General features: G+C 68.9%; 22 protein-coding genes and 2 tRNA genes. 21 read left to right on the plus strand and 3 right to left on the minus strand.

What is annotated here, in order from left to right; genetic code table 11:
* The first annotated feature begins 19 nt into the window (after nt 1-19).
* From SOM08_RS13040 to rimO, 5 genes are all read left to right on the plus strand, one after another.
* Nucleotides 20-940 (plus strand): alpha/beta fold hydrolase, encoded by a 921-nt coding sequence (locus SOM08_RS13040; RefSeq protein ID WP_116957073.1) that lies wholly within the window; start codon nt 20-22, stop codon nt 938-940.
* On the plus strand, nt 937-3,225 hold the full coding sequence (locus tag SOM08_RS13045) for a RelA/SpoT family protein (protein ID WP_116957074.1): 2,289 nt from the start codon (nt 937-939) through the stop codon (nt 3,223-3,225). Before SOM08_RS13040 ends, SOM08_RS13045 begins: the two co-directional genes overlap by 4 nt.
* 43 nt (nt 3,226-3,268) lie before the next feature.
* Nucleotides 3,269-3,345: transfer RNA gene (locus SOM08_RS13050), tRNA-Val, on the plus strand.
* A 118-nt stretch (nt 3,346-3,463) separates the two neighbouring features.
* On the plus strand, nt 3,464-4,006 hold the full coding sequence (gene phaR, locus SOM08_RS13055; protein WP_116957075.1) for a polyhydroxyalkanoate synthesis repressor PhaR: 543 nt from the start codon (nt 3,464-3,466) through the stop codon (nt 4,004-4,006).
* Between the two features lie 43 nt (nt 4,007-4,049).
* Nucleotides 4,050-5,435 (plus strand): 30S ribosomal protein S12 methylthiotransferase RimO, encoded by a 1,386-nt coding sequence (rimO, locus tag SOM08_RS13060; protein ID WP_116957076.1) that lies wholly within the window; start codon nt 4,050-4,052, stop codon nt 5,433-5,435.
* An 88-nt stretch (nt 5,436-5,523) separates the two neighbouring features.
* On the opposite strand, the gene SOM08_RS13065 is transcribed toward rimO, so the two are convergent.
* Nucleotides 5,524-5,608: transfer RNA gene (locus tag SOM08_RS13065), tRNA-Leu, on the minus strand.
* Between the two features lie 33 nt (nt 5,609-5,641).
* On the opposite strand from SOM08_RS13065, the gene rnr reads away from it, so the two are divergent.
* The 3 genes from rnr to SOM08_RS13080 are packed head-to-tail and all read left to right on the plus strand — an operon-like array spanning nt 5,642 to nt 9,354.
* Nucleotides 5,642-7,882 carry a ribonuclease R gene (gene rnr / locus SOM08_RS13070; RefSeq protein WP_116957077.1) on the plus strand — a complete coding sequence of 747 codons (2,241 nt, stop codon included), beginning with the start codon at nt 5,642-5,644 and terminating at the stop codon, nt 7,880-7,882.
* 11 nt (nt 7,883-7,893) lie between these two features.
* Nucleotides 7,894-8,796, plus strand: coding sequence for a gamma-glutamyl-gamma-aminobutyrate hydrolase family protein (locus tag SOM08_RS13075; RefSeq protein WP_245980758.1), 903 nt, complete (start codon nt 7,894-7,896; stop codon nt 8,794-8,796).
* 27 nt (nt 8,797-8,823) lie between these two features.
* Nucleotides 8,824-9,354 carry a YggT family protein gene (locus SOM08_RS13080; RefSeq protein WP_070399993.1) on the plus strand — a complete coding sequence of 177 codons (531 nt, stop codon included), beginning with the start codon at nt 8,824-8,826 and terminating at the stop codon, nt 9,352-9,354.
* 18 nt (nt 9,355-9,372) lie between these two features.
* Here the strand turns inward: SOM08_RS13080 and SOM08_RS13085 are convergent, their stop codons facing one another.
* Both SOM08_RS13085 and SOM08_RS13090 read right to left on the minus strand, forming a co-directional pair.
* Nucleotides 9,373-10,884 carry an NAD(P)H-hydrate dehydratase gene (locus SOM08_RS13085; RefSeq protein WP_322469067.1) on the minus strand — a complete coding sequence of 504 codons (1,512 nt, stop codon included), beginning with the start codon at nt 10,882-10,884 and terminating at the stop codon, nt 9,373-9,375.
* A gap of 28 nt (nt 10,885-10,912) precedes the next feature.
* Nucleotides 10,913-12,166 (minus strand): FAD-dependent oxidoreductase, encoded by a 1,254-nt coding sequence (locus SOM08_RS13090; protein WP_322469068.1) that lies wholly within the window; start codon nt 12,164-12,166, stop codon nt 10,913-10,915.
* Between the two features lie 206 nt (nt 12,167-12,372).
* Between SOM08_RS13090 and rpsB the strand changes: the two genes are divergently transcribed.
* From rpsB to lpxA, 13 genes are all read left to right on the plus strand, one after another.
* Nucleotides 12,373-13,125, plus strand: a complete 753-nt coding sequence (gene rpsB / locus SOM08_RS13095; RefSeq protein ID WP_070399995.1) for a 30S ribosomal protein S2 — start codon at nt 12,373-12,375, stop codon at nt 13,123-13,125.
* Between the two features lie 107 nt (nt 13,126-13,232).
* Nucleotides 13,233-14,120, plus strand: coding sequence for a translation elongation factor Ts (gene tsf / locus SOM08_RS13100; RefSeq protein WP_116957082.1), 888 nt, complete (start codon nt 13,233-13,235; stop codon nt 14,118-14,120).
* A gap of 145 nt (nt 14,121-14,265) precedes the next feature.
* Nucleotides 14,266-14,976, plus strand: coding sequence for a UMP kinase (gene pyrH / locus SOM08_RS13105; RefSeq protein ID WP_070399997.1), 711 nt, complete (start codon nt 14,266-14,268; stop codon nt 14,974-14,976).
* Between the two features lie 28 nt (nt 14,977-15,004).
* Nucleotides 15,005-15,565 carry a ribosome recycling factor gene (gene frr, locus SOM08_RS13110; protein ID WP_070399998.1) on the plus strand — a complete coding sequence of 187 codons (561 nt, stop codon included), beginning with the start codon at nt 15,005-15,007 and terminating at the stop codon, nt 15,563-15,565.
* 31 nt (nt 15,566-15,596) lie between these two features.
* Nucleotides 15,597-16,346, plus strand: a complete 750-nt coding sequence (gene uppS / locus SOM08_RS13115; RefSeq protein ID WP_070399999.1) for a polyprenyl diphosphate synthase — start codon at nt 15,597-15,599, stop codon at nt 16,344-16,346.
* The gene (locus tag SOM08_RS13120) at nt 16,339-17,172 is read left to right on the plus strand and encodes a phosphatidate cytidylyltransferase (RefSeq protein WP_116957083.1); all 834 of its coding nucleotides are present in this window, start codon (nt 16,339-16,341) and stop codon (nt 17,170-17,172) included. Before uppS ends, SOM08_RS13120 begins: the two co-directional genes overlap by 8 nt.
* A 3-nt stretch (nt 17,173-17,175) precedes the next feature.
* Entirely contained in the window at nt 17,176-18,363 is a 1,188-nt protein-coding gene (gene ispC, locus SOM08_RS13125) for a 1-deoxy-D-xylulose-5-phosphate reductoisomerase (protein WP_116957084.1), read from the plus strand.
* 45 nt (nt 18,364-18,408) lie between these two features.
* Nucleotides 18,409-19,791 carry an RIP metalloprotease RseP gene (gene rseP / locus SOM08_RS13130; RefSeq protein ID WP_322469069.1) on the plus strand — a complete coding sequence of 461 codons (1,383 nt, stop codon included), beginning with the start codon at nt 18,409-18,411 and terminating at the stop codon, nt 19,789-19,791.
* 13 nt (nt 19,792-19,804) lie between these two features.
* The gene (bamA, locus tag SOM08_RS13135) at nt 19,805-22,126 is read left to right on the plus strand and encodes an outer membrane protein assembly factor BamA (protein WP_181936361.1); all 2,322 of its coding nucleotides are present in this window, start codon (nt 19,805-19,807) and stop codon (nt 22,124-22,126) included.
* The gene (locus SOM08_RS13140) at nt 22,126-22,656 is read left to right on the plus strand and encodes an OmpH family outer membrane protein (RefSeq protein ID WP_116957087.1); all 531 of its coding nucleotides are present in this window, start codon (nt 22,126-22,128) and stop codon (nt 22,654-22,656) included. Before bamA ends, SOM08_RS13140 begins: the two co-directional genes overlap by 1 nt.
* Before the next feature lie 9 nt (nt 22,657-22,665).
* Entirely contained in the window at nt 22,666-23,718 is a 1,053-nt protein-coding gene (lpxD, locus tag SOM08_RS13145) for a UDP-3-O-(3-hydroxymyristoyl)glucosamine N-acyltransferase (RefSeq protein ID WP_116957088.1), read from the plus strand.
* Nucleotides 23,715-24,155 (plus strand): 3-hydroxyacyl-ACP dehydratase FabZ, encoded by a 441-nt coding sequence (fabZ, locus tag SOM08_RS13150; RefSeq protein WP_116957522.1) that lies wholly within the window; start codon nt 23,715-23,717, stop codon nt 24,153-24,155. Before lpxD ends, fabZ begins: the two co-directional genes overlap by 4 nt.
* A 78-nt stretch (nt 24,156-24,233) precedes the next feature.
* Nucleotides 24,234-25,028 (plus strand): acyl-ACP--UDP-N-acetylglucosamine O-acyltransferase, encoded by a 795-nt coding sequence (gene lpxA / locus SOM08_RS13155; protein WP_116957089.1) that lies wholly within the window; start codon nt 24,234-24,236, stop codon nt 25,026-25,028.
* Nucleotides 25,029-25,033 lie beyond the last annotated feature (5 nt).

Raw genomic sequence — 25,033 nt, forward strand, 5'->3', positions numbered from 1 at the left:
GCCAGCCCCGAGCCGCACCATGACCGAACCCCAACTCCAGCACACCGTCGTCGGTGGGGCCGCGGCCCGTGAAGGCGGCCCGCGCTGCATGGCCTGGTGGGACTGGCGCAGCACCGGCGGGCGCGACGATCACGTGGTCGTCTGCGTGCACGGTCTGTCGCGCCAGGGGCGCGACTTCGACACCCTGGCGCGCGCGCTGCAACCCTTCTGCCGCGTGGTCGCGGTGGATGTGGCGGGGCGCGGGCACAGCGATTGGCTGGCCGACCCCATGGCCTACCAGGTGCCCACCTACGTGGCCGACCTTGCCGTGCTGCTGCAGCAGTTGCGCGCGCAGCGGCCCGGCGTACGAATCGACTGGGTTGGCACCAGCATGGGAGGACTCATCGGCATGGGCGTGGCGGCGCAGCCGCTGCTGGCGCCCACCCGCCTGGTGCTCAACGATGTGGGGCCCGTGGTGCAGTGGGAAGCGCTCATGCGCATCGGCACCTACCTGGGCCTGGACCCCGACTTCGACTCCGCTCAGGCCGCGAGCGACTACCTGGCCAGCATTTCCCAGGGCTTCGGCCCCCACACGCCCGAACAATGGCGGGCCCTGTCCCTGCCGATGCTGCGCGAGCGCGGCGGGCGCGTGCGCCTGCACTACGACCCGGCCATCGCCGTGCCGTTCAAGGCCATGACGCAGGGCGTGGAAACGCAGGTGCTGCGTGAGGCGGTGCGCGCCGGCGAGGCCGCGCTGTGGGACCTGTACGACGCGATCGCTGCGCCCACCCTGGTGTTGCGCGGCGAGGACTCGGACCTGCTCAGCATGGACACCGTGCGGGCCATGCAGGCCCGCGGGCCGCGCCCGCGCTGCGTGAGCTTCGCTGGCGTGGGTCACGCGCCCACGCTGGTGGCCGACGACCAGGTGCGCGCCGTGCTCGATTTCCTGCTCTCGCCATGAAGCGGGCCAACCCCTCGTTGGACGACGCGGCGCCAGCCACGGCCGCGATCGTGGCCGCCACCGCCGCAGGCCTGCCGCAGCAGGCCAATGCGCTGGCGCGCGCCCGCGCCTTTGCCGAGCCCCTGTTGGAAGGCGAATGCCTGGACACGGGTGAGAACACCTGGACACACGCCGAGGCGGTGGCACGCATCCTGGCCGACATCGGTGGGTCCGAGGCCATGCAGTCGGTGGTGTACCTGGTGTATGCCTGCCAGCACCTGAACCGGCCGCAGGAAGTCATCGCCAAGGCCTTCGGCGAGCAGCACGCCGCGCTGGCGCTGGAGACCACCAAGCTCGTCCAGCTGCAGCGGCAGGCGCGCCTGAAGGCGGCGGAGAAGCTCGCGCGCAAGCAGGAGGAGCGCATGGCCGCGCAAGACGCAGGCCAGCCCGCGCCGGGTTTGTCCAAGGCACCGGTGTCCGAGCTCGCGGCCAGCCAGACCGAGAACGTGCGCAAGATGCTGCTGGCCTTTTCACGCGACCTGCGCGTGGTGATGCTGCGCCTGGCGTCGCGTCTGCAGACACTGCGCTATTTCGCCTCCATCAAGGGCGATCCGGGCGAACTGCTGGCCAGCGAATCCCTGCATGTGTTCGCGCCGCTGGCCAACCGTCTGGGCATCTGGCAGATCAAGTGGGAGATGGAAGACCTGGCCTTCCGCTTCCTGGAGCCGCAGACCTACAAGAACGTGGCCAAGCTGCTCGACGAAAAACGCGCCGAGCGCGAGGCGCACGTCGAGCAGGTGCGCGAGGACCTGCAGCGCGCGCTGCTGGCCCAGGGCATCGCCGCCATGGTGCAGGGCCGGCCCAAGCACATCTACAGCATCGTCAAGAAGATGCGGGGCAAGGCGCTGGACTTCGAGCAGGTGTTTGACATCCGGGCCTTGCGCGTGATCGTGCTCGAAACCGCCGATTGCTACGCCGTGCTGTCCTTCGTGCACGAGCACTTCACGCCGGTGGCGGATGAGTTCGACGACTACATCGCCAAGCCCAAACCGAACGGCTACCAGTCGTTGCACACGGTGGTGCGCGACGCCCAGGGGCGGGCCTTCGAGATCCAGATCCGTACCCAGGCCATGCACGATCACGCCGAGCACGGCGTGGCCGCGCACTGGGCCTACAAGGAAGCGGGTGCCAAAGGCTACTCGGGCGTGACGGCCAACTCCGAGTACGACGCCAAGATCGCCGTGCTGCGCCAACTGCTGGCCTGGGAGCGCGATCTCAGCGGCACCGCCCAGGGCCTGTTCGACGACCGCATCTACGTGCTCACGCCGAATGCCGCCATCGTCGAATTGCCGCAAGGCGCCACGCCGGTCGACTTTGCCTACACCGTGCACACCGACCTGGGCCACCACTGCCGCGGTGCGAAGGTCGATGGCGCCATGGTGCCGCTGAACACGGCGCTGCAGAACGGTCAGACGGTGGAGATCGTGTCCGTGAAGGACGGCGGCCCTTCGCGTGACTGGCTCAATCCCGAGCTGGGTTATCTGGTGAGTCACCGCGCCAAGAGCAAGGTGCGCGCCTGGTTCAACGCCCAGGCACTGGCCGAGACCATCGCGCGCGGGCGCGAGGCGGTGGAAAAGCTGCTGCAGCGCGAAGGCCGCACGGCGCTCAAGTTCGAGGACCTGGCCATTGAAATGGGCCTGGGTTCCGCCGACGAGCTCTTCGAGCTGGTCGGCAAGGACGAGCTGTCGCTGCGCTCGATCGAGACCCAGTTGCGCCCGCCCGAACCCGAGGCCGCGCCCGAGCCCAGCAGCTGGGTGCGCAAGCCCCGTCGCGGCCAGCAAAGCCCCAAGGGCGACGTGCTGGTGGTGGGCGTGGGCTCGCTGATGACCCAGCTCGCCAAGTGCTGCCGGCCGGCGCCGCCCGACGAGATTCGCGGCTTCGTCACGCGAGGCAAGGGCGTGAGCATTCACCGTGCCGACTGCACCGATTTCGCGCACCTGGTGCGCAAGAGCCCGGACCGCGTGATCGAGGTCGATTGGACCGGTCGCGACGATGCGCGCGGCGGCGCGCAGGCGGTGTATCCGGTCGACGTGGCCATCGAGGCCGTCGACCGTCAGGGCCTGCTGCGCGACATCTCCGACGTCTTCGCCCGCGAGAAGATGAACGTGATCGGGGTGCAGACCCAGTCCGTCCGGGGCGTGGCCTGGATGACCTTCACCATCGAGGTGGCAGACGCCCGCCAGGTGGCGCGCGCCATGGCCGTGGTGGGGGACGTGAACGGCGTGCGCATGGTGCGCCGCAAATAGTGCGGCCAGGAACTGCTATACTGCGAGGCTTCGATTCGTTCGAAGGCGCGTAGCTCAGCTGGTTAGAGCACCACCTTGACATGGTGGGGGTCAGGGGTTCGAGTCCCTTCGCGCCTACCAACTTTCCCAAAGGGCCTGTTGCCACCGCGACAGGCCCTTTGTCTTGGCCATGAGGCGGAGTGGATTGCACAGGGAAAACCATGCCCGGTGCCCCCCCGCCGGTTCCTAGAATGCCGGGATGGCGACCAAATCCAAGACCGAAGCAGCGGGTGCGCGTGGCGTGCGCGTCATCAAGAAGTACCCCAACCGCCGGCTGTACGACACCGACACCTCGTCGTACATCACCCTGGCCGAGGTCAAGGCCTTGGTGATGGGCAACGAGTCCTTCGTGGTGCGTGACGCCAAGACCAACGAAGACCTCACCCGCAGCATCCTGCTGCAGATCATCCTGGAAGAGGAAACGGCCGGCGCGCCCATCTTCACCGAACAGGTGCTGGCGAACATCATCCGTTTCTACGGCCACGCCATGCAGGACTTCATGGGGTCTTACCTGGAAAAGAACATCCAGATCTTCATGGATCTGCAGCAGAAGATGGCGGAGCAGGGTGGTGGCGGGCTCAACCCGGAGGCCTGGAAGCAGTTCATGAACCTGCAGTCGCCCATGATGCAGGGCATGATGGGCACTTACCTGGAGCAGTCGCGCACCGCCTTCACGCAGATGCAGGAGCAGATGCAGAAAAACAGCGAGCAGATGCTCGCCGCGCTGGGCCTCAAACGCTGAATGGTCTGAACGCTCGGGCGGGGTCTGAGACAATCCCGCCTCTATGAGTGAATCCACCGCAACCGCCCCGGGCGCCGTGCCCAAGGTGGGCTTCGTCAGCCTGGGCTGCCCCAAGGCGCTCACCGACGCCGAGCTGATCCTGACCCAGCTCAGCGCCGAGGGCTACCAGACCTCCAAGTCCTACGACGGCGCTGACCTGGTCATCGTCAACACCTGCGGCTTCATCGACGACGCCGTGAAAGAAAGTCTGGACGCCATCGGCGAGGCCTTGGCCGAAAACGGCCGTGTCATCGTCACCGGCTGCCTGGGTGCGCGCGCGGGCGAGGAGGGCGGCAATCTGGTGCGCCAGATGCACCCCAGCGTGCTGGCCGTCACCGGCCCGCACGCCACGCACGAGGTGATGGAGGCGGTGCATCAGCACCTGCCCAAGCCGCACGACCCCTTCGTGGATCTTGTGCCGCCGCAAGGCATCAAGCTCACGCCGCGCCACTACGCGTACCTCAAGATCAGCGAGGGCTGCAATCACCGCTGCACCTTCTGCATCATTCCGTCGATGCGCGGGGACCTGGTGAGCCGGCCCGTCGGTGACGTGCTGACCGAGGCGCGCAAGCTGTTCGAGGCGGGGGTGAAGGAGTTGCTGGTGGTGAGCCAGGACACCTCGGCCTACGGCGTGGACCTGAAGTACCGCACCGGCTTCTGGGATGGCCGGCCCGTGAAGACGCGCATGCACGACCTGGTGCGCGAATTGGGCGAGCTCGCCAAGCCCTTCGGCGCCTGGGTGCGCCTGCACTATGTTTATCCTTACCCGCACGTGGACGAGATCGTCCCGTTGATGGCCGAGGGCCTGGTGCTTCCTTACCTGGACGTACCCCTGCAGCACAGCCACCCCGACGTGCTGCGCCGCATGAAACGGCCCGCGAGCGGCGAGCGCAACCTGGAGCGCATCGCGCGCTGGCGCGAGATCTGTCCGCAGATCGTCGTGCGCAGTACCTTCATTGCGGGCTTTCCCGGCGAGACCGAGGCGGAATTCGAGCACCTGCTCGATTTCCTGCGCGAGGCGCGCATCGACCGCGCCGGCTGCTTCGCGTATTCGCCGGTGGAGGGTGCCGCCGCCAATGGGTTGGCCGACCCGGTGCCCGAGGCGCTGCGCGAGGAGCGCCGCGCGCGTTTCATGGCCGTGGCCGAGCAGGTGTCGGCCGACAAGCTGCGCGCTCGCATCGGCGCCAGCATGCAGGTGCTGGTGGACAGTGCGCCCGGCCTGGGCAAGAAGGGCGCCTTGGGCCGCAGCTACGCGGACGCGCCCGAAATCGATGGCGTGGTGCGGCTGCTGCCGCCCGAGAAGATCAGCAAGACGCTGAAGGTGGGCGAGTTCACGCGGGCCCGTATTGTTGATACCGATGGCCACGATCTTGTGGCCATGCCCGTTTGATCCGGGGCCGCCGGCCCTGGCCGACGCCACTGCGGCCGTTGGCCAAAGAAAAAGCCTGCAGTCTTGTGGACTGCAGGCCCTTATATGATGGTGCCCAAGAGAGGACTCGAACCTCCACGCCTCTCGGCGCTAGTACCTGAAACTAGTGCGTCTACCAATTCCGCCACCTGGGCATCTCAGGAAACCAGCAGTATAGCAGAGAAATAGTGAGCGATAAAAACAACCTCCTCGCAGAATTTGATGGCGTCGTTTCCGGACACCGCGATGGACACGGTTTCGTGGTCCGCGACGACGGCCAGCCCGACATCTACCTCCCCTCCAACGAAATGCGCGCGGTGCTGCACAAGGACCGTGTGAAGGCCCGCATCGTGCGGCTCGACCGCAAGGGCCGTCCCGAGGGCCGCGTCACCGAAATCATCGAGCGCTCCACGGCGCCCATCATCGGCCGTCTGCTGCAAGAGGGCGGCGTGTGGCTCGTGGCGCCCGAGGACAAGCGCTACGGCCAGGATGTGCTGATTCCCAAAGGTGCCACGGGCTCGGCCAAGCCGGGCCAGGTGGTGGTGGTGGAACTCACCGAGCCGCCTGCGCTGTACGGGCAGCCCGTGGGGCGTGTGAAGGAAGTGCTCGGCGAGATCGACGACCCGGGCATGGAGATCGAGATCGCGGTCCGCAAGTACGGCGTGCCGCACGAGTTCTCGCCGACCGCCACGGCGCAGGCGCGCGCTTTGCCCGACCATGTGCGGCCGAGCGACCTGCGCCACCGGGTGGACCTGCGCGACGTGCCGTTGGTGACCATCGATGGCGAAGACGCGCGCGACTTCGACGACGCGGTGTACTGCGAGCCCGCGAAAGTGGGCAAGGCCAAGGGCTGGCGCCTGCTGGTGGCCATCGCCGACGTGAGCCACTACGTGCAGACCGGTTCGCCCATCGACGTGGACGCTTACGACCGCGCAACCTCGGTCTACTTCCCGCGCCGCGTGATCCCCATGCTGCCCGAGAAGCTGTCCAACGGCCTGTGCTCGCTCAACCCGGGGGTGGAGCGCCTGTGCATGGTGTGCGACATGCTCATCACCGCGCGCGGCGAGATCCACGCCTATCAGTTTTATCCGGCGGTCATGTTCAGCCACGCGCGCCTCACCTACACCGAGGTGGCGGCGATCCTGCAGAACACGCGTGGCCCCGAGGCCATGAACCGCAAGCCGCTGGTGCCTTACCTGCTGAACCTGCACGACGTGTACCGCGCGTTGCTGGCGGCGCGCAACGCGCGCGGCGCGGTGGATTTCGAGACCGTGGAGACGCAAATCGTCTGCGACGAATCGGGCCGCATCGAGCGCATCGTGCCGCGCACGCGCAACGACGCGCACAAGCTGATCGAAGAAGCCATGCTGGCCGCCAACGTCTGCTCGGCCGAGTTCATCGAGCAGGGCAAGCATCCGGGCCTGTTCCGCGTGCACGAAGGTCCCACGCCCGAAAAGCTGGAGGTGCTGCGCAACTACCTCAAGGCCATGGGCGTCAACGCCTCGCTCAGCGACGAGCCCAAGCCCGGCGAGTTCCAGCACATCGCGGAGATCACCAAGGATCGGGCCGAGTCGCAGCAGATCCACACCATGCTGCTGCGTTCCATGCAGCAGGCCATCTACACGCCCATCAACAGCGGCCACTTCGGCCTGGCGTTCGAGGCCTACACCCACTTCACCAGCCCGATCCGTCGCTACCCCGACCTGCTGGTGCACCGCGTGATCAAGGCCATCCTGCACAAGCAGAAGTACCAGCTGCCGGCGCTGCCCACGCCGGGCGAGGCGCACGCCAAGCTCAGCAAGCGCCTGGCCAGCCGCGTGAAGCCACCGGCACCCCATGCGCGCAAGCCCTCGGCCGATACCCTGGGCTGGCAGGCCGCGGGCCTGCACTGCAGCGCCAACGAACGGCGCGCCGACGAGGCCAGCCGCGACGTGGAGGCCTGGCTCAAGTGCAAGTACATGCGCGAGCACCTGGGCGAGGTGTTCGCGGGCGTGGTCAGCGCGGTCACGAGCTTCGGCCTCTTCGTCACCCTGGACGCGATGTACGTCGAGGGCCTGGTGCACATCACCGAGCTGGGGGGCGAGTACTTCCGCTTCGACGAAGCGCGCCAGGAACTGCGTGGCGAGCGCACGGGCATCCGCTACACGCTGGGTTCGCGCGTGCAGGTCCAGGTCAGCCGGGTCGACCTGGACGGCCGCCGCATCGATTTCCGCCTCGTGAGCGGCGAAGACGACGTGGTGCTCAAGGCCATGCGCGACAAGACCGGCGGCGATGCCGCGTCGGCCGGCGCGGGGCGGCGGGAGCGCGGTGCCGCCAAGCCGCGCCCGGGCGCTGAACTCAAGTCCGCGGTGCGCCGCGCGGCCGACAAGAAGTCGGTCGCCAAGCCTTCGCGCGCGGGGCCCTCCAAGTCGAGGCGGGGCAAGCGATGAGCGTCGCGGCGATGAGTACGAAGGGCAGCCTCGGTGGCGCCGGGGGCCGAAAATCGCCGCGCGTCGAACAGGAACGGCCCTTGCGCATCGGCGTGTCGGCGCGGCTCATGCACCACGTGCCGCCCGAGCTGGGCTTTCGCAACAAAAGCCTGCAGTACATCGAGGCCTCGCTGGCGCACTGGATCATGGCGCACGGTGCCGTGGCCTTCATGGTGCCGGCCGTCACGCAGGACACCCAGCTGGCCGCGCGCCACCTGAAGGTTGAACACGTGGTACAGGAGCTCGATGCCCTGGTGCTGCAGGGCGGGGCGGACGTGGCGCCCGAAACCTACGGCCAGGAACCGCTGCGCGAGGAGTGGCGCGGCGACGTGGTGCGTGACCGCTACGAGCTCGCGCTGATGCGCTGCTTCCTGGCGCAGAAGAAGCCCGTGCTGGGGGTGTGCCGCGGCGCGCAGTTGCTCAATGTGGCCTTTGGCGGCACGCTGTTCCAGGACATCGCCACCCAGTGCCCGGCCGCGCACGAGCACGTGGACGTGGAGCTGTACGACCAGTTCGAGCACGACGTCACCTTCATCCAGGGCTCGGCGCTCACCGAGCTCTACCCCAAGTCCACGCAGTTGCGCGTCACCAGCATCCACCACCAGGCGGTGGCGGACCTGGGCAAGGGCATCGTGGTGGAGGCGGTGTCCTCGCTCGACGGCCTGGTCGAGGCGATCCGCTGGACCGGCGAGGCCTACGCGCGCGGCGTGCAGTGGCACCCCGAGTTCCACCACGGCCGCCACGCCCTGGTGGACAGCTCGCCCATCATGCTGGACTTTCTGGAGGCCTCGCGCGCCGAGGCCATGCGCCGCTTCGATGCCGGCCTGGAGCTGGACCCCCGGCCGCCGCGCGCCGGTCTGCGCCTGTCGGCTTGAGGTTCCCGACGGCCTAAACTCGCCGGCATGCGCATCCTCCTGTTCCTGCTCGACACCGTCTTTTTCTTCCTCGTGGCCGCGGCGCTGCTGCGCGCCTGGATGAACCACCTGCGCGTGCCCATGCAGGCGCAGCCCGGGCGCTTCGTGATGGCCATCACCGACTGGCTGGTGCAGCCGCTGCGCCGCCTGTTGCCAGCGGCCATCGCCAAGGGCCGCATCGATGGCGCGAGCCTGGTGGCCGCGGTGCTGCTGTCCCTGCTGCACGCGCTGCTGTGGCTGCTGATCGCCTCGGGCGGCGAGTTGCCCTGGGCGGCGGTGCCGGTGCTGGGCCTGCGCTTTCTGGTGCGCGACCTGCTGCAGGGCCTGATGCTGCTGCTGATCGTGTATGCGATCCTGTCTTGGGTGCAGCCGCGCTCGCCCCTCATGGGCCTGCTCGACCGCCTGTCCTCGCCCATCGTGGCGCCCGTGCGGCGCGTGGTTCCGCTGGTGGGTGGGGTCGACCTGTCGGTGCTGGTGGTGATCATCGCCCTGCAGGTGGGGCTGATGCTGCTGGGCTGATTCCCCGAGCGGCTCGCGTCAGAGCGGCCGCACCGCGCGCACCAACCGCCCGGCCGTGAGCGTGTGATCGGCGGGCCAATGGTCCGCCAGCGCGCCGTGTGCGGCGACGGCGCGGCGCACGGCGTCGGCGCTATGTTCGTGCGGGCGCGCCAAGGCCGCGCCGATCATCCCGGCCAGCACGTCGCCAGTGCCAGCGGTGGCCAGGCGGGCGTTGCCGGTGGCGTTGATCCAGGGCGCGCCGCCGGGCTCGGTCACCACGGTCCCCGACCCCTTGAGCACCGTGACCGCGCCGAATCGCTCGGTGAGCTGGCGCGCGGCGCCCAGCCGGTCGGCCATGACCTCGGCGGTGCTGGTGCCCAGCAGGCGGGCGGCTTCCAGCGGGTGGGGCGTGAGCACCGTCAGCCAGCCGCGCGCTGCGCGGCGCTGGGCCAGGCGCTGCAGCGTGGGGTCGCGGGCGAGGGCGTTGAGCCCGTCGGCATCGATCACCAGCCGGGGGCAGACCAGGGCCTGCGGCATCCATTCGCGGATGGCCTCGCCACCGCCGCAGCCCGCGACGAGCACGGGCAGGGCGTGCTCGTCGGCGCCCAGCAGCGCGGCGGGCAGGCGGTGCATCAGCTCGGGGGACAGCGGGTCGTGCGAGGGGGCCGGCCCGTTCCCCACCAACGCCAGGTACACGCGCCCCGCGCCCGCGTGCAGGGCGGCCCGCGCCGCCAGCACGGCGGCGCCCGCCATGCCCACGCCGGTGGCGCCGGGCAACTGGCCACCGAGCACGCCCACATCCCCATGGCTGCCTTTGTGGGCGGCGTGGGGGCCGACAGCCGGGGCCGCCTGGGAGGGCAGGTGCCCGCCCCACCAGGCGGCGGGCGGCGCCCCATCGGGGGGGGCGCCGAGGTCGTGAAGCCAGACCGCGCCCGCAACGTCACGCCCGCCGGCTGTGAAGAGCCCGGGCTTGAGCGTCAGCAGGCTCAGGGTCTGGCGCGGGCCGGCGTCGGGGCTGGCACCGGCGCTGTCCACGCCGCTGTCGGCATTCAGCCCACTCGGCAGGTCGACGCACAGCACCGGCGCGCGCTGGCCGCGCACCTCGCGCACGCGCGCGGCCAGCGGGTCCCGGCCCAAGGCGCGGGCGCCGATGCCCAGCAGGGCGTCGATGACCAGATCGGGGTTGTCGGGCGGGGCGGACTGCACCGTGACGCCGGCGGCCAGGGCTTCGCGCAAGGCCCAGGCGGCGTCGGCTGGCAGGCGCTCGAGGTGGGCGTCGTGCGTCACCACGATCTCGCGCCAGCCGGGTGGCGCGGCCTGCAGCAGATGGCGGGCGGCGACCAGGCCGTCGCCGCCGTTGTTGCCGGGGCCGCAGGCCACCCAGAGGCGCCGTGCATGTGGCCGCCAGGCCAGGGCCAGGCGGGCCACCGCCTCGCCGGCGCGGGCCATCAGGGTGTGCGGGGGCAGCGTGGCCGCCAGGGCCTGCTCGATCGCGCGTGTGCCCGCCGTGTCGTGCAGGGGTTCGAGTTGGTCGGCACGAAGGGCTCGCATGGCAGGCATTTCACCACGCGGGCGGGTTTCACAGCCCCAAACGCGAGGGAGCAAAGGCGGTGGCGGGGCCCTCGGCCGAGGGGTGGGTGATGGCGTTGGCGAGATGGCGCGCTGCGCCGCAGGCCATGGCCCAGCCGGCCGCGCCGTGGGCCAGGTTCAACCACAGGCCGGGCAGGCGGCTGGCGCCGATGCAGGGCAGGCCGTCCTCCGACATGACCAGGGCGCCGCGCCAGCTCTGTATCGATGCCTGCGGACCCGAGAAGCGGGCCGCCGCCGGGAACCAGTGCGACATCACCTGGCCCAGCCGGCACAGGCTGGCCGGGTCGGTGCCGGCGGCGGAACCGCCGAGATCGGCCCCGCCCGAGGCACGCACCCGCTGGCCCAGCCGGGTGATGGCGATGCGCGACTTGAGGTCGAGCACAGCCGAGACGGGCGCGTCCATGGGCTCGCGCAGACCCGCGCTCAGGGAGTGCGACCACAGCACCGTCCAGGGTGTGGGCAGGCCGAGGTTGCCGAGCAGCTCGTCCGCGCCGACGCCGGCGCACAGCACCACGGCGTCGAAGTGCGCGTCGCTGCCGTCCGAGGCGCTCAGCCGCCACCCCAGGCCGTCCGGCCGCAGCCCGGTGACGCCGGTGCGCAAGCGCAAGGCACCCCCCAGGCGCGCGATGCGGTGACGCATGAGCATCGTCCATTCGCGGCAGTTGGCCACCCCGGGGCCGCGCAGGTGCACGGCCGAATGCAGGGGCGCGGTCGGGTTGAGGGCGGGTTCGATGGCGCGCGCCTCGTCGGCCGAGACCGTGCGCAGCTCCAGCCCCAGGCCGCGCAGGCGGTCGATGGCGGGCTGCGCGCCGGCCGCCTCGCGGGCGTCGCTCAGCAGCACCAGCAGGTCGTCGCTGCGGTCATGGTCCAGGTCGAGTTCGGCGGTCAGTTCGATCTGGCGCTGCAGGCCCTGGTCGATCAGGTCGCGCAGTGCCAGCAGGGCGTCGTTGCCGCGGCGGCGCTCCTCGCGCCGCCAGCGCCGCCACCACCGCCAGGCGTCGCTGTCCAGTCCGGCGCGCCAGCGCACGCCCGGGCCAGGGGGCGCCCAGGGGGCGTGCAGCCGGTGCTCGGGGCCCGCCCAGGCCAGCGCCCAGGCGGTGGACACCAGGCCGGCTGGCGCGAAGCTCGCTTCCTCGGCGGGCGTGCCGCGCTTTTCGTACAGGGTCACCGTGTGACCGTCGTTCAGCAGCTCATGGGCGGTGGTCACGCCGCAGACACCTGCGCCCACGATGGCGATGTTCATGCAAAGGGAGGGAAGAGAAGAGGGCGCCCAGACACCGGGTGCTATAATCGACAGGCTTTGCACCAGGGGCTTCTCCTGAAGCCCATCGGCGCAGAGTCAATCGCAAACCGGCCCATCCGGGTGTCGCGTCGGCCAGCGTGGAATTGCTCCACCCGCCACCGCCGCGATCGGGGCCGGATTTTAGACCTAACCTCAGGAAACAACTCATGTCCATTTCCATGCGCGAAATGCTGGAAGCCGGTGTCCATTTTGGTCACCAGACCCGCTTCTGGAACCCCAAGATGGCGCCCTTCATCTTCGGGCACCGCAACAAGATCCACATCGTCAACCTCGAGAAGACGTTGCCGATGTTCCACGATGCGCAGAAGTTCGTGCGCCAGCTGTCGGCCAACCGCGGCACCCTGCTGATGGTGGGCACCAAGCGCCAGTCGCGCGACATCGTGGCCCAGGAAGCGCGCCGCGCCGGCGTGCCCTTCGTCGACCAGCGCTGGCTGGGCGGCATGCTGACCAACTTCAAGACCGTCAAGACCTCCATCAAGCGCCTGAAAGACATGCAGGCCCAGAAGGAGGCCGGCCTGGACAGCATGAGCAAGAAGGAACAGCTCATGTTCAACCGCGAGATGGAAAAGCTCGAGAAGGACATCGGCGGCATCCAGGACATGACCGCGCTGCCCGATGCCATCTTCGTGGTCGACGTGGGCTTCCACAAGATCGCCGTGCTCGAGGCACAGAAGCTGGGCATTCCGCTGGTGGGCGTGGTCGACACCAACCACTCGCCCGTCGGCATCGACTATGTGATTCCCGGCAACGATGACTCGGCCCGCGCCGTGGCCCTGTACGCCCGCGGCATCGCCGACGCCGTGCTGGAAGGCCGCGCCAACGCCGTGTCCGACGTGGCCAAGGCCGTGTCGGCTGAAGGCGGCGACGAGTTCGTCGAAGTGCAGGACGACGCGGCCTGATCCCGTTTCGCGTGCGAACGAGGGGCTCGCGTAGCCCCTTTTTCGTCACCGGAATCCATCATTGACCCGCCGGCGCACCCGACGCGCCGGACCCCAGGAGAACACACATGGCAATCACCGCAAGCATGGTCGCTGAGCTGCGCGCCAAGACCGACGCCCCCATGATGGAGTGCAAGAAAGCCCTCACCGAGGCCGACGGCGACATGGCCAAGGCCGAGGAACTGCTGCGCGTCAAGCTGGGCACCAAGGCTGGCAAGGCCGCCAGCCGCGTGACCGCCGAAGGCGTGGTGGCCGCCGCCGTGCAGGGCAGCACCGGCGCGCTCATCGAAGTCAACTGCGAAACCGACTTCGTGACCAAGAACGACAGCTTCCTGGCCCTGGCCAACGCCGCGGCCAAGCTCATCGCCGAGCACAACCCGGCCGACGTCGACGCCCTGGGCGCCCTGGCCTACAGCCAGGACGGCTTCGGCCCGACGCTGGAAGACGTGCGCAAGGGCCTGATCGGCAAGATCGGCGAGAACATGTCGTTCCGCCGCTTCAAGCGCTACAGCGGCCCGGCCAAGCTGGCCAGCTACCTGCACGGCACTCGCATCGGCGTGGTCGTCGAGTTCGACGGCGACGAAGCCGCCGCCAAGGACGTGGCCATGCACGTGGCCGCCATGAAGCCCGTGGCGCTGACCAGCGCCGACGTGCCGGCCGAGCTGATCGAGCGCGAGCGCTCGGTGGCCACCGCCAAGGCCGCCGAGTCGGGCAAACCCGCCGACATCGCCGCCAAGATGATCGAAGGTTCGGTGCAGAAGTACCTCAAGGAGGTCTCGCTGTTCAACCAGCCTTTCGTCAAGAACGACAAGCAGACCGTGGAGCAGATGCTCAAGGCCGCCAACACCACGGTGAAGTCCTTCACCCTGTTTGTGGTGGGCGAGGGCATCGAGAAGAAGGTCGACGACTTCGCCGCCGAGGTGGCGGCCCAGGTCGCGGCGGCCAAGGGCGCCTGAGCGCCCAGCTCCCTCAGACAACGGGCCGCAAGGCCCGTTGTCATATGTGTTGACCATTTTTCGGCGGCGGGGCGGCCAGTGGCCCCCTGGACCGCCGCTACACTTGGCGGCTGCCCGCGCCGCGAACCGATCCAGAAAGCCTTTCATGCCCGCCTACCAACGGATCCTGCTGAAGCTGTCCGGTGAAGCCCTCATGGGCGATGACGCCTTCGGCATCAACCGCGCCACCATCGTGCGCATCGTCGACGAAATCGCCGAAGTCACCCGCCTGGGGGTGCAGGTGGCCATCGTCATCGGTGGGGGCAACATCTTCCGCGGCGTGGCCGGCGGCTCCGTGGGCATGGACCGCGCCACGGCTGACTACATGGGCATGCTTGCCACGGTCATGAACTCGCTGGCGCTGGCCGACACCATGAACAAGGCCGGCCTGGTGGCCCGCGTGATGTCCGCCATCGGCATCGAGCAGGTCGTCGAGCCCTATGTGCGGCCCAAGGCCCTGCAGTACCTCGAAGAAGGCAAGGTGGTGGTGTTCGCCGCCGGCACCGGCAACCCCTTCTTCACCACCGACACCGCGGCCGCACTGCGCGGCGCCGAGATCGGCGCCGAGATGGTGCTCAAGGCCACCAAGGTCGACGGTGTCTACACCGCCGACCCGAACAAGGACCCAAGCGCCACGCGCTACACCACCATTTCCTTCGACGAGGCCATGGTCAAGAACCTGCAGGTGATGGACGCCACGGCGTTCGCGCTGTGCCGCGACCAGAAGCTGCCCGTCAAGGTGTTTTCCATCTTCAAGCCCGGCGCGCTGCGCAACGTGGTGATGGGCGCCGACGAGGGCACCCTCGTTCACGTCTGAGCGCGTCCGCCCACAGGAGACCCCCAAGATGACCATTGCCGATACCCGCAAGAACGCCGAGCACAAGATGCAGCAGTCCATCGAGGCGTTCAAGAACAGCCTCACCAAGGTCCGCACCGGCCGCGCGAACCCGGCCTTGCTCGACACCGTGCATGTGGACTACTACGGCTCCATGCTGCCCCTGTCGCAGGTGGCCAACCTGTCGCTGCTCGACTCCCGCACCATTGGCGTTGCGCCCTGGGAAAAGGGCATGGGCGCCAAGATCGAGAAGGCGATCCGCGAGTCCGACCTGGGCCTGAACCCCGCCTCGCAGGGCGACCTCATCCGCGTGCCCATGCCGCCCATGACCGAAGAGCGCCGCCGGGAGCTCACCAAGGTGGTGAAGGGCGAGGGCGAGTCCGCCAAGGTCGCCATCCGCAACCTGCGCCGCGACGCCAACGAAGCGCTGAAGAAGCTGCTGAAGGACAAGGAAGTCTCCGAGGACGACGAGCGCCGCGCCCAGGACGACATCCAGAAGCTGACCGATCGCATGATCACCGAGGTGGACAAGCTCGTGGCCAGCAAGGAACAGGACATCATGGCGGTCTGAGCCGCCGGTCCCGTTCGATCGAGGCCGAGGCATGCAGAACACCGTCGCCCAGAACCTGCCGCATCACGTCGCGATCGTGATGGACGGCAATGGCCGCTGGGCCCAGAAGCGCTGGCTGCCGCGGGTGGCCGGCCACAAGCAAGGCGTGGACGCGCTGCGCCGCATCGTCGAGGCCAGCGTGCAGCGCGGGATCCGGGTGCTCACCGTGTTCGCGTTTTCGTCCGAGAACTGGAGCCGCCCGGTGGACGAGGTGGCCAGCCTGATGGACCTGCTGGCGGTGGCGCTGTCGCGCGAGGTGCCCCGCCTGGCCGACAGCGGCGTGCGCCTGCATTTCCCCGGCGACCGCTCGCGCCTGTCGCCGCGCCTGGCACAGGGCCTGGCCTCGGCCGAGGCGGCGACGCAAGGCAATGAGCGCCTGGTGCTCAATGTGTGCTTCAACTACGGCGGACGCTGGGACATGGCGCAGGCCGCGCAACGGCTGGCCGAGCGTGGCGAAGCCATCACCGAAGAAAGCCTGTCGGCCGCGATGGCAATGGCCCATGTGCCCGATCCCGACCTCATCATCCGCACCGGTGGTGAGCAGCGCATCAGCAACTTCCTGCTGTGGCAGGCGGCCTACGCCGAGCTGGTGTTCAGCGATTGCCTCTGGCCCGAGTTCGACGCCGCGCAGCTGGACCTGGCCCTGGCCGAGTACGCGCGCCGCGAACGCCGCTTCGGCCAGACCTCCGCGCAGCGCGCCGATGCCGCCGTGACCGCCGACGCCGGAACCCGAGATGCTTAAGCAGCGGGTCATCACGGCGCTGCTGCTGCTTGCCGTCTTCCTGCCCACGCTGCTGTACCCGTCGATCGAGCCCTTCGCCGCCTTCACGCTGGTGTTGATCGGCACGGCGGGCTGGGAATGGGCGCGGCTCAATGGCTGCGGCCAGACCCGCGCGGTGAGCGCCGGACTGGCGCTGGGCGTCGCGGGCCTCGTTTTCTGGCTGCTGGGTGGGGTGGAGCGTCCCTGGCCTAGCCTGTGGCTGGGCCTGTGCGGGGTCTGGGTGCTGCTGGCCCTGGTGCTGCTGCGCGGCGGCACCGAAGCGCTCACCCGCTGCCCGCTCTGGATCCGCCTTTGGCTGGGCCTGTTTCTGATCGCCTGCGCCTGGCTGGCGCTGGTCCAGGCGCGCCTGATCGGCCTGGGCTTCCTGCTGTCCGTGCTGCTGCTCGTGTGGGCGGCGGACATCGCCGCGTATTTCGGCGGCAAGCGCTTCGGGCGCCGCAAGCTCGCGCCCCGCATCAGCCCGGGCAAGAGCTGGGAAGGCGCTATCAGCGGCCTCATCGGCGTGTTGTTGCTCGCCGGCGTCTGGCTGGTGGGCACTCAGCGGGGCTGGCTGGCGCCGGGCCACCTGTACGACACGCTCTGGAGCCTGGGGCCAGCGCTGGCCCTGGTCTCCCTGGTGTTCCTCACGACAATGAGCGTGGTGGGCGACCTGGTCGAGTCCCTGGTCAAGCGCGCGGCCGGCGTCAAGGACTCCAGCGGCCTGCTGCCGGGCCATGGCGGCGTTCTCGACCGCATCGACGCCTTGCTGCCCGTGCTGCCGCTGGCCATGATGCTCGTCTCCTTCTGATCCATGTCCGACGCCCCGCAGTTCATCACCATCCTCGGCTCCACGGGCTCGATCGGGCAGAACACGCTCGACGTGGTCGCGCGCCATCCCGGGCGCTACCGCGTGTTCGCCCTCACCGCCGCGCGTCAGGACGAAGCCCTGTTCGAGCAGTGCCGGGCCTTCCAGCCGCGCGTCGCGGTGCTGGTGGACGCCGCCGCCGCGGCGCGCCTGCGCGAGCGCGTGCGCGAGGCCGGCCTGGCTGTCGAGGTGCGGCAGGGCGCCCAGGCCCTGTGCGAGGTCAGCGAAGCGCCCGAGGTGCACGCCGTGATGGCCGCCATCGTCGGTGCCGCCGGCCTGGCGCCCAGCCTGGCCGCCGCGCGCGCCGGCAAGAAATTGCTGCTGGCCAACAAGGAGGCGCTGGTGGTCGGGGGCGATCTGTTCATGGACACCGTGCGCGCCGGCGGCGCCACGCTGCTGCCCATCGACAGCGAGCACTCGGCGGTGTTCCAGTCGCTGCCCGAGGACCCGGCGAGCTGGGACCGGCGCGTGGACAAGATCGTGCTCACGGCCTCCGGGGGGCCTTTTCGCACCCGCGCGCCCGGCACACTGGCCGAGGTCACGCCCGAGCAGGCCTGCGCCCACCCCAACTGGGTCATGGGCCGAAAGATCTCGGTCGACTCCGCGACCATGATGAACAAGGCGCTGGAGGTCATCGAGGCGCGCTACCTTTTCGGCCTGGCGCCTGAGCGCATCGAGGTGGTGATCCACCCGCAGAGCGTCATCCACTCCATGGTGCAGTACCGCGACGGCTCCATCGTGGCCCAGCTCGGCACGCCCGACATGCGGGTGCCCATCGCCTATGGCCTGGCCTGGCCTGAGCGCATCGCCTCGGGCGCCAGCGCGCTCGACTTCGCCACCCTGGGCACGCTGAGCTTCGAAAGCGCCGACGAGGCGCGTTTCCCCGGCCTGCCACTGGCCTGGTCCGCGCTGCGCGGGCCGGCCGGTACCACCGCGGTGCTCAACGCCGCCAACGAGGAGGCCGTGGCGGCCTTTCTCGACCGGCGGCTGCGCTTCGACCACATCCACGCGGTCAACGATGCAACTTTGCAGCGCGTGAGCCCTTCCAAGCCACAATCGCTGGCCGACCTGCTGGCGCTCGACGAAGAGGCCCGCGCCTGCGCGCGGCAGCAAGTCACCCGTTTGCAGACCTGATCCTTCGCGCCGGCCCGGCCCGTCCCCTGGCGCAGCGAGTCGCCCATGCTCACCGTCATCGCCTTCCTCGTTGCCCTGGGTCTGCTGATCGCGATCCACGAATACGGCCATTACCGCGTGGCCGTGGCCTGCGGCGTCAAGGTGCTGCGCTTTTCGGTGGGCTTCGGCAAGCCTATCCTGCGCTGGCACCGCCCCGGCAATCCCACGGAATTCGTCCTTGGGGCATTGCCGCTCGGTGGCTACGTGCGCATGCTCGACGAACGCGAGGCGCCGGTAGACCCCGCCGAGCGCCACCTGGCCTTCAACACCCAGCCGCTGCGCTCGCGCGCGGCCATCGTCGCCGCCGGCCCGCTGGCCAACCTGCTGCTGGCCACCTTCATCTATTCGGTGATCAATTGGGTGGGCATCGAGGAGCCGCAGCCTGTGCTGTCGGCGCCGGCCGCCGGAACCGTGGCCGAGCGCGCCGGCCTGCGCGGTGGCGAATGGGTGCTGCGCGCCAGCGAGGCCAACGACGGCTCCGATGGCCTGGCGGCGGGCGAGGGCGTCGCCTCCTTCGAGGACCTGCGCTGGCGCATCACCCAGGCGGCGCTGGATGGCCAGGACCTCACCCTGTGGGTGGCCACCGCGCCCGAGGCGCCTGCGCGCCCGGTGACGCTGGCACTCGCTGGCCTGGACGTGCGCGAGGCGGATGCCGCCCTGTTCCGCCGCATCGGCATCACCTCGCCGCACACCGCGCCGCGCGTGGGACAGGTCTTCGACGGCGGCGCGGCGCAGGCCGCCGGCCTGCGCGACGGCGATCTGGTGCGCCGCATCGACGGCCGGCCGGTGCGCGACGGCCAGGAACTGCGCCGCCTGATCCGCGAGGCGGTGGGCCCGCAGGGCCAGCCCAAACCCCAGCGCTGGGACATCGACCGCGGCGGCCAGGCGCTCAGCCTGGCGGTGGCGCCACGCCCGCAGCAGCAGGGCGGCCAGTGGATCGCGCGGGTGGAGGCCTACGTGGGCGACGCCCCGGCCATGCTGACCGTGCGCCATGGCCCCGTCGACGGCCTGGTGCGCGGCGTGCAAAGAACCTGGGAAATGTCCTGGCTCACCCTCAAGATGATGGGGCGCATGCTGATTGGCGAGGCCTCGCTGAGCAACCTCAGCGGCCCCCTGACCATCGCCGACTATGCCGGCAAGTCGGCCAGCCTGGGCCTGACCTCCTACCTTCTGTTCCTGGCCCTCATCAGCGTGAGCCTGGGCGTGCTCAACCTGCTGCCGCTGCCGGTCCTCGATGGGGGGCACCTCATGTATTATCTTTGGGAGGCGCTCACGGGCCGAAGCGTGTCGGACGCATGGATGGAGCGCCTGCAGCGTGGTGGTGTCGTGGTGCTCATGGCGCTCATGTCCGTTGCCCTGTTCAACGATGTCGTCCGCCTCGCCGGCTGAACATTTCCTTCGCATGAATCAAACCAAACGAGGTCTTCGCGGCCTGAGTCTTTCTGCGCTCGCGATGGGCCTGCTGGCCGCCTTGCCGGCATGGGCGGTCGATCCCTTCACCCTGCGCGACATCCGCGTCGAGGGCTTGCAGCGGGTCGAACCGGGTACGGTCTTCGCGTCGCTGCCGTTCCGCATCGGCGATCAGTACAACGACGACAAGGGCAGCGCGGCCATCCGCTCGCTCTTCGGCCTTGGCCTGTTCAGTGACGTGCGGCTGCAGATCAGCAACGACGTGCTGGTCGTCATCGTGGAAGAGCGGCCCACCGTGGCCGGCCTGAGCTTTTCGGGCATCAAGGAATTCAGCGACGAGGTGCTGCGCGGCGTGCTGCGCGACATCGGCCTGACCGACGGCCGGCCCTTTGACAAGGCCCTGGCCGACCGCGCCGAGCAGGAGCTCAAGCGCCAGTACATCAACCGCAGCTTCTACGGCGCCGAGGTGGTGACCACCGTCACACCGACCGAACGCAACCGCGTCAACCTGAACTTCAGCGTGACCGAAGGCGAGATCGCCAAGATCACCGAGATCCGCATCGTCGGCAACCAGGCATTCTCCGAGTCGACCCTGCGTGGCCTGTTCGATCTCGACACGGGCAACTGGCTGAGCTGGTACACCAAGAGCGACCGCTACTCGCGCGCCAAGCTCAACGCCGACATCGAGACGCTGCGCTCCTACTACCTCAGCCGCGGCTTCATCGACTTCCGCATCGACTCCACGCAGGTCGCGATCTCGCCCGACAAGCAGAGCATGTCGGTCACCATCAACATCACCGAAGGGGACCGCTACGTGGTGTCCTCGGTGGCGCTGCAAGGCGATTACCTCGACCGCGAGGACGAATTCAAGTCGCTCGTCACGCTCAGGCCCGGCGAGGCCTACAACGTCGAGGACGTCACCAACACCACCAAGGCGTTCACCGAGTACTTTGGCGCCTTCGGTTACGCCTTCGCCCAGGTCGAGGCCACGCCCGACATCGACCGCGTCAACAAGCGCGTGGCGTTCACGCTGCGCGCCACGCCGCAGCGCCGTGTGTACGTGCGCCGCATCCACGTCGAGGGCAACAACCGCACGCGCGACGAGATCATCCGGCGCGAGTTCCGGCAGTTCGAAGCCGCCTGGTACGACAGCGATCGCATCCGCCTCTCGCGCGACCGCATCGACCGCCTGGGCTTCTTCACCTCGGTCGACCTGAACACCGAGCCTGTGCCCGGCTCGCCCGACCAGGTGGACCTCACCGTCACCGTGGTCGAAAAGCCCACGGGCAACCTGACCCTGGGCGCCGGCTACTCGCAGGAAGAGAAGCTCTCCATCATCGCGGGCATTCGCCAGGAGAACGTGTTCGGCACCGGCAACTACCTGGGCCTGGACATCAACACCAGCAAGTTCAACCGCCAGCTGGTGGTGAGCACGGTCGACCCGTACTTCACCAAGGACGGCGTCTCGCGGGCTTTCGACGCCTACTACCGCACCACGCGCCCCTACGACAACCAGGACGGCGACTACCGCCTGGTCACCAAAGGCCTGAGCGTGCGCTTCGGTGTGCCCTTCACCGAGGTCGACACCGTGTTCTTCGGCGCCGGCGTGGAGCAGACCACCATCGAGCCGGGCAACTTCCTGCCGACGGCCTACGAGGACTACGCCGCGCAGTTCGGCCGCACCAGCAACACCCTGCCATTGACCCTGGGCTGGACGCGCGACAGCCGCGACAGCGCGCTGGTGCCCACCAAGGGCCGGCTGATGCGCGTCAACGGCGAGATGAGCCTGTCGGGCGACGCGCGCTACGCCAAGACCAACCTGCAGTTCCAGCAGTACTACCCGCTGTCGCGCCAGTACACCCTGGCCTTCAACGCCGAGCTGGGCTACGGCAAGGGCCTCGGTGGCCGCCCGTACCCGGTCTTCAAGAATTTCTTCGGCGGCGGCCTGGGTTCGGTGCGCGGCTTCGAGGGCGGCACCCTGGGCCCGACCTCCCCGGTGATCAATTCCCCCAACGGTTCCGTCATCAACATTGGCGGCAATCGCAGCATTGCGCTCAATACCGAATTCATCATGCCTTTTCCCGGCGCGGGCAACGACCGCACCCTGCGCATGTTTGGCTTCTTTGACGTCGGCAACGTTTTTGGCGACAACGACACCCGTCCCAATGCCCGCGACCTGCGCGCTTCCGTCGGTCTTGGCGTGAGTTGGCTGTCGCCGATCGGCCCTTTGCGTATTGCATTCGCTAACCCCGTTCGCAAGTTCGAGGGCGATAGAATCCAGAGATTCCAGTTTCAGATCGGAACGTCCTTTTGATGAACACCCCAATTCGCCTGTTCGCACGGCAATTCGCCCTGGCGGTGTCGCTGGCGCTGGCCATGGTCGGCGGTGCCGCGGCGCAGGACGCCAAGGCCGGTGCCAAGGTTGGCGCCGTCAACGTCGAGCGCATCCTGCGCGACTCCTCCACGGCCAAGGCCGTCTCGGCCAAGCTGGAGCAGGATTTCTCCAAGCGTGAGCGCGACCTGCGTGCCTCCGCCGACCAGCTCCGCCAAGCCGTCGAGAAGTTCGAGCGCGAATCGCCCACGCTGCCCGAGAGCCAGCGCACCCCGCGCCAGCGACAGCTGGTCGAGCAGGAGCGCGACCTGCAGCGCCGCCAGCGCGACTTCCAGGAAGAGCTCAACCTGCGCCGCAACGAGGCCCTGCAGCAGGTCGTCGAAAAGCTCAACCGCGTGATCCGCACGATCGCCGAGGCCGAAAAGTACGACCTGATCGTGCAAGAAGCCTATTACGTGAGCCCGCGCGTGGACATCACCGATCGCGTGATGTCCCAGCTCGACGGCAAGTAAGCCGCGGCCGTGGCAGCACCGCTGGGCGCCATCGTCGATGCCCTCGGTGGCAGCCTGGTCGGTGACGCCGCCTTTCTCGTTCAGCGGCTTGCGCCGCTGAACAGCGCCCGACCCGATGAGCTGGCCTTCGTGGCCAGCGCGCGCTACGCCACCCAGATCGCGGCGTCCCAGGCGGGCGCCCTCATCGTGCCGCCCGCGCTCGAGGCCACCACGGCCGATCGCGCCGCGCGCATCGTCACCGACGACCCTTATCTCTATTTCGCGCGCCTGACCCAGTGGTGGCGCGAACGGCACGAGCCGGCGCGTGCGCCGCGGATCGATCCGCTCGCCAGTGTGCACCCCGACGCGGTGCTGGGGCCAGGCGTCGATGTCGGGCCGTTCGTGGTGATCGCCGAAGGCGCCCGGGTGGGCGCTGGCGCGCGCATCGGCGCCCACGCGGTGATCGGTCGCGACGCGGCGGTGGGCGAGGGCAGCGTGCTGCACCCTCGCGTCACGCTGGGCGAGCGCTGCTCCGTGGGCGATCGCTGCATCCTGCACAGCGGCGTGGTGATCGGCGCCGACGGCTTCGGCTTCGCGCCGCACCAGGGGCAGTGGATCAAGATCGAGCAGCTGGGCGCGGTGCGCATCGGCCATGGGGTGGAGATCGGTGCCAACACCTGCATCGACCGCGGCGCGCTCGACGACACCGTGATCGAGGACGGTGTCAAGCTCGACAACCTGATCCAGATCGGCCACAACGTGCGCGTGGGCGCGCACACGGCCATGGCCGGTTGCGTGGGCGTGGCCGGCAGTGCCGATATCGGCGCGCGTTGCACCATCGGCGGCGGCGCCGTGGTGCTGGGTCACCTCAAGCTGGCCGACGGCGTCAACATCTCGGCGGCCTCGGTGGTCACGCGCTCCATCCTGCAGCCCGGCCACTACACCGGCATGTTCCCCATCGACGACAATGCCGCCTGGGAAAAGAACGCTGCTTCGCTCAAGCAGCTCAACCGCCTGCGCGAACGGCTCAAGGCCGTGGAACAAGCGATCGCGCGGGCCCAGACCAGAACGGACGACGCCTGATGGACATCCACCAGATCCTCAAACTCCTGCCCCACCGCTACCCCTTTCTGCTCGTGGATCGCGTGATCTCGATCGACAAGGGCCAGCGCATCCAGGCGCTCAAGAACGTCACCATCAATGAGCCGTTCTTCACCGGCCACTTCCCCCACCGGCCCGTGATGCCGGGCGTGCTCATGCTCGAAGCGATGGCGCAGACGGCCGCGTTGCTGACCTTCGACACCATGGGCGTGGCACCCGACGACAAGACGGTCTACTACTTCGCCGGGATCGACGGCGCGCGCTTCAAGCGCCCCGTGGAGCCAGGCGACCAGCTCGTGATGGACGTGAGCCTGGAACGCGCCAAGGCCGGCATCTACAAGTTCAAGGGTGTCACCCGCGTGGGCAATGAGGTGGCCTGCGAGGCCGAACTCATGTGCACCATGCGCACGGTTGCCTGACGGCGGGACGCAACGCATGAGCACCGCACGGCCGCCCGAAAGGGCTCGCACCGCAGCGCGTGGCGCGGAGGTCTGCCAATGACGCGTATCCACCCCACGGCGATCGTCGATCCCGCGGCCTCGCTCGACAGCACGGTCGAGGTCGGTCCGTACACCGTGATCGGTCCGCACGTGAAGATCGGCGCCGGCACCACGGTCGGCCCGCACTGCGTGATCGAGGGCCACACCACCATCGGCCGGGACAACCGCATCTTCCAGTTCAACTCGCTTGGCGCGATCCCGCAGGACAAGAAGTACGCGGGCGAGCCCTGCGAGCTGGTGATCGGCGACCGCAACACCATTCGCGAGTTCTGCACCTTCAACATCGGCTCGCCCGGTGACAAGGGCCTCACGCGCCTGGGTGACGACAACTGGATCATGGCCTACGTGCACCTCGCGCACGACTGCATGGTGGGCAACAAAACCATCTTCGCCAACAACTCGCAACTCGCGGGGCACGTGCACGTGGGCGATTGGGCGATCCTTGGCGGCTTCACCGTGGTTCACCAGTTCGTGCGCATCGGCGCGCACGCCATGACGGCCATGTGCTCCGCGCTGCTCGCCGACGTGCCACCGTTCGTGATGACGCAGGGCCAGCCCGCCAGTGCGCGCTCGATGAATTTCGAGGGCTTGCGCCGGCGCGGCTTTTCGGCCGAGCGCATCGCCGCCGTCAAGGCCATGCACAAGGCGCTCTACCGCGAGGATCGGACGCTTGAGCAGGCCATGGCGCGCATCGACGCGCTGCGCCTTGAAAAGCCCGAGGCCGGCGAAGACGTGGATCTGATGCTGGGCTTCCTGCGCGGCACCTCGCCGCAGCGCGGCATCGTTCGCTGAAGAGG

The organism is Hydrogenophaga sp. SNF1 (genome assembly GCF_034421675.1).
GTDB lineage: Bacteria > Pseudomonadota > Gammaproteobacteria > Burkholderiales > Burkholderiaceae_C > Hydrogenophaga > Hydrogenophaga borbori.

Coding starts and splice junctions, on each gene's coding strand:
- SOM08_RS13140 (WP_116957087.1), top strand. CDS start 22,126: ATGAACACCCCAATTCGCCTGTTCGCACGGCAATTCGCCCTGGCGGTG.
- frr (WP_070399998.1), top strand. CDS start 15,005: ATGACCATTGCCGATACCCGCAAGAACGCCGAGCACAAGATGCAGCAG.
- tsf (WP_116957082.1), top strand. CDS start 13,233: ATGGCAATCACCGCAAGCATGGTCGCTGAGCTGCGCGCCAAGACCGAC.
- phaR (WP_116957075.1), top strand. CDS start 3,464: ATGGCGACCAAATCCAAGACCGAAGCAGCGGGTGCGCGTGGCGTGCGC.
- rpsB (WP_070399995.1), top strand. CDS start 12,373: ATGTCCATTTCCATGCGCGAAATGCTGGAAGCCGGTGTCCATTTTGGT.
- uppS (WP_070399999.1), top strand. CDS start 15,597: ATGCAGAACACCGTCGCCCAGAACCTGCCGCATCACGTCGCGATCGTG.
- ispC (WP_116957084.1), top strand. CDS start 17,176: ATGTCCGACGCCCCGCAGTTCATCACCATCCTCGGCTCCACGGGCTCG.
- SOM08_RS13090 (WP_322469068.1), bottom strand. CDS start 12,166: ATGAACATCGCCATCGTGGGCGCAGGTGTCTGCGGCGTGACCACCGCC.
- pyrH (WP_070399997.1), top strand. CDS start 14,266: ATGCCCGCCTACCAACGGATCCTGCTGAAGCTGTCCGGTGAAGCCCTC.
- SOM08_RS13040 (WP_116957073.1), top strand. CDS start 20: ATGACCGAACCCCAACTCCAGCACACCGTCGTCGGTGGGGCCGCGGCC.
- rimO (WP_116957076.1), top strand. CDS start 4,050: ATGAGTGAATCCACCGCAACCGCCCCGGGCGCCGTGCCCAAGGTGGGC.
- lpxA (WP_116957089.1), top strand. CDS start 24,234: ATGACGCGTATCCACCCCACGGCGATCGTCGATCCCGCGGCCTCGCTC.
- SOM08_RS13080 (WP_070399993.1), top strand. CDS start 8,824: ATGCGCATCCTCCTGTTCCTGCTCGACACCGTCTTTTTCTTCCTCGTG.
- SOM08_RS13045 (WP_116957074.1), top strand. CDS start 937: ATGAAGCGGGCCAACCCCTCGTTGGACGACGCGGCGCCAGCCACGGCC.
- SOM08_RS13120 (WP_116957083.1), top strand. CDS start 16,339: ATGCTTAAGCAGCGGGTCATCACGGCGCTGCTGCTGCTTGCCGTCTTC.
- SOM08_RS13075 (WP_245980758.1), top strand. CDS start 7,894: ATGAGTACGAAGGGCAGCCTCGGTGGCGCCGGGGGCCGAAAATCGCCG.
- SOM08_RS13085 (WP_322469067.1), bottom strand. CDS start 10,884: ATGCGAGCCCTTCGTGCCGACCAACTCGAACCCCTGCACGACACGGCG.
- bamA (WP_181936361.1), top strand. CDS start 19,805: ATGAATCAAACCAAACGAGGTCTTCGCGGCCTGAGTCTTTCTGCGCTC.
- rseP (WP_322469069.1), top strand. CDS start 18,409: ATGCTCACCGTCATCGCCTTCCTCGTTGCCCTGGGTCTGCTGATCGCG.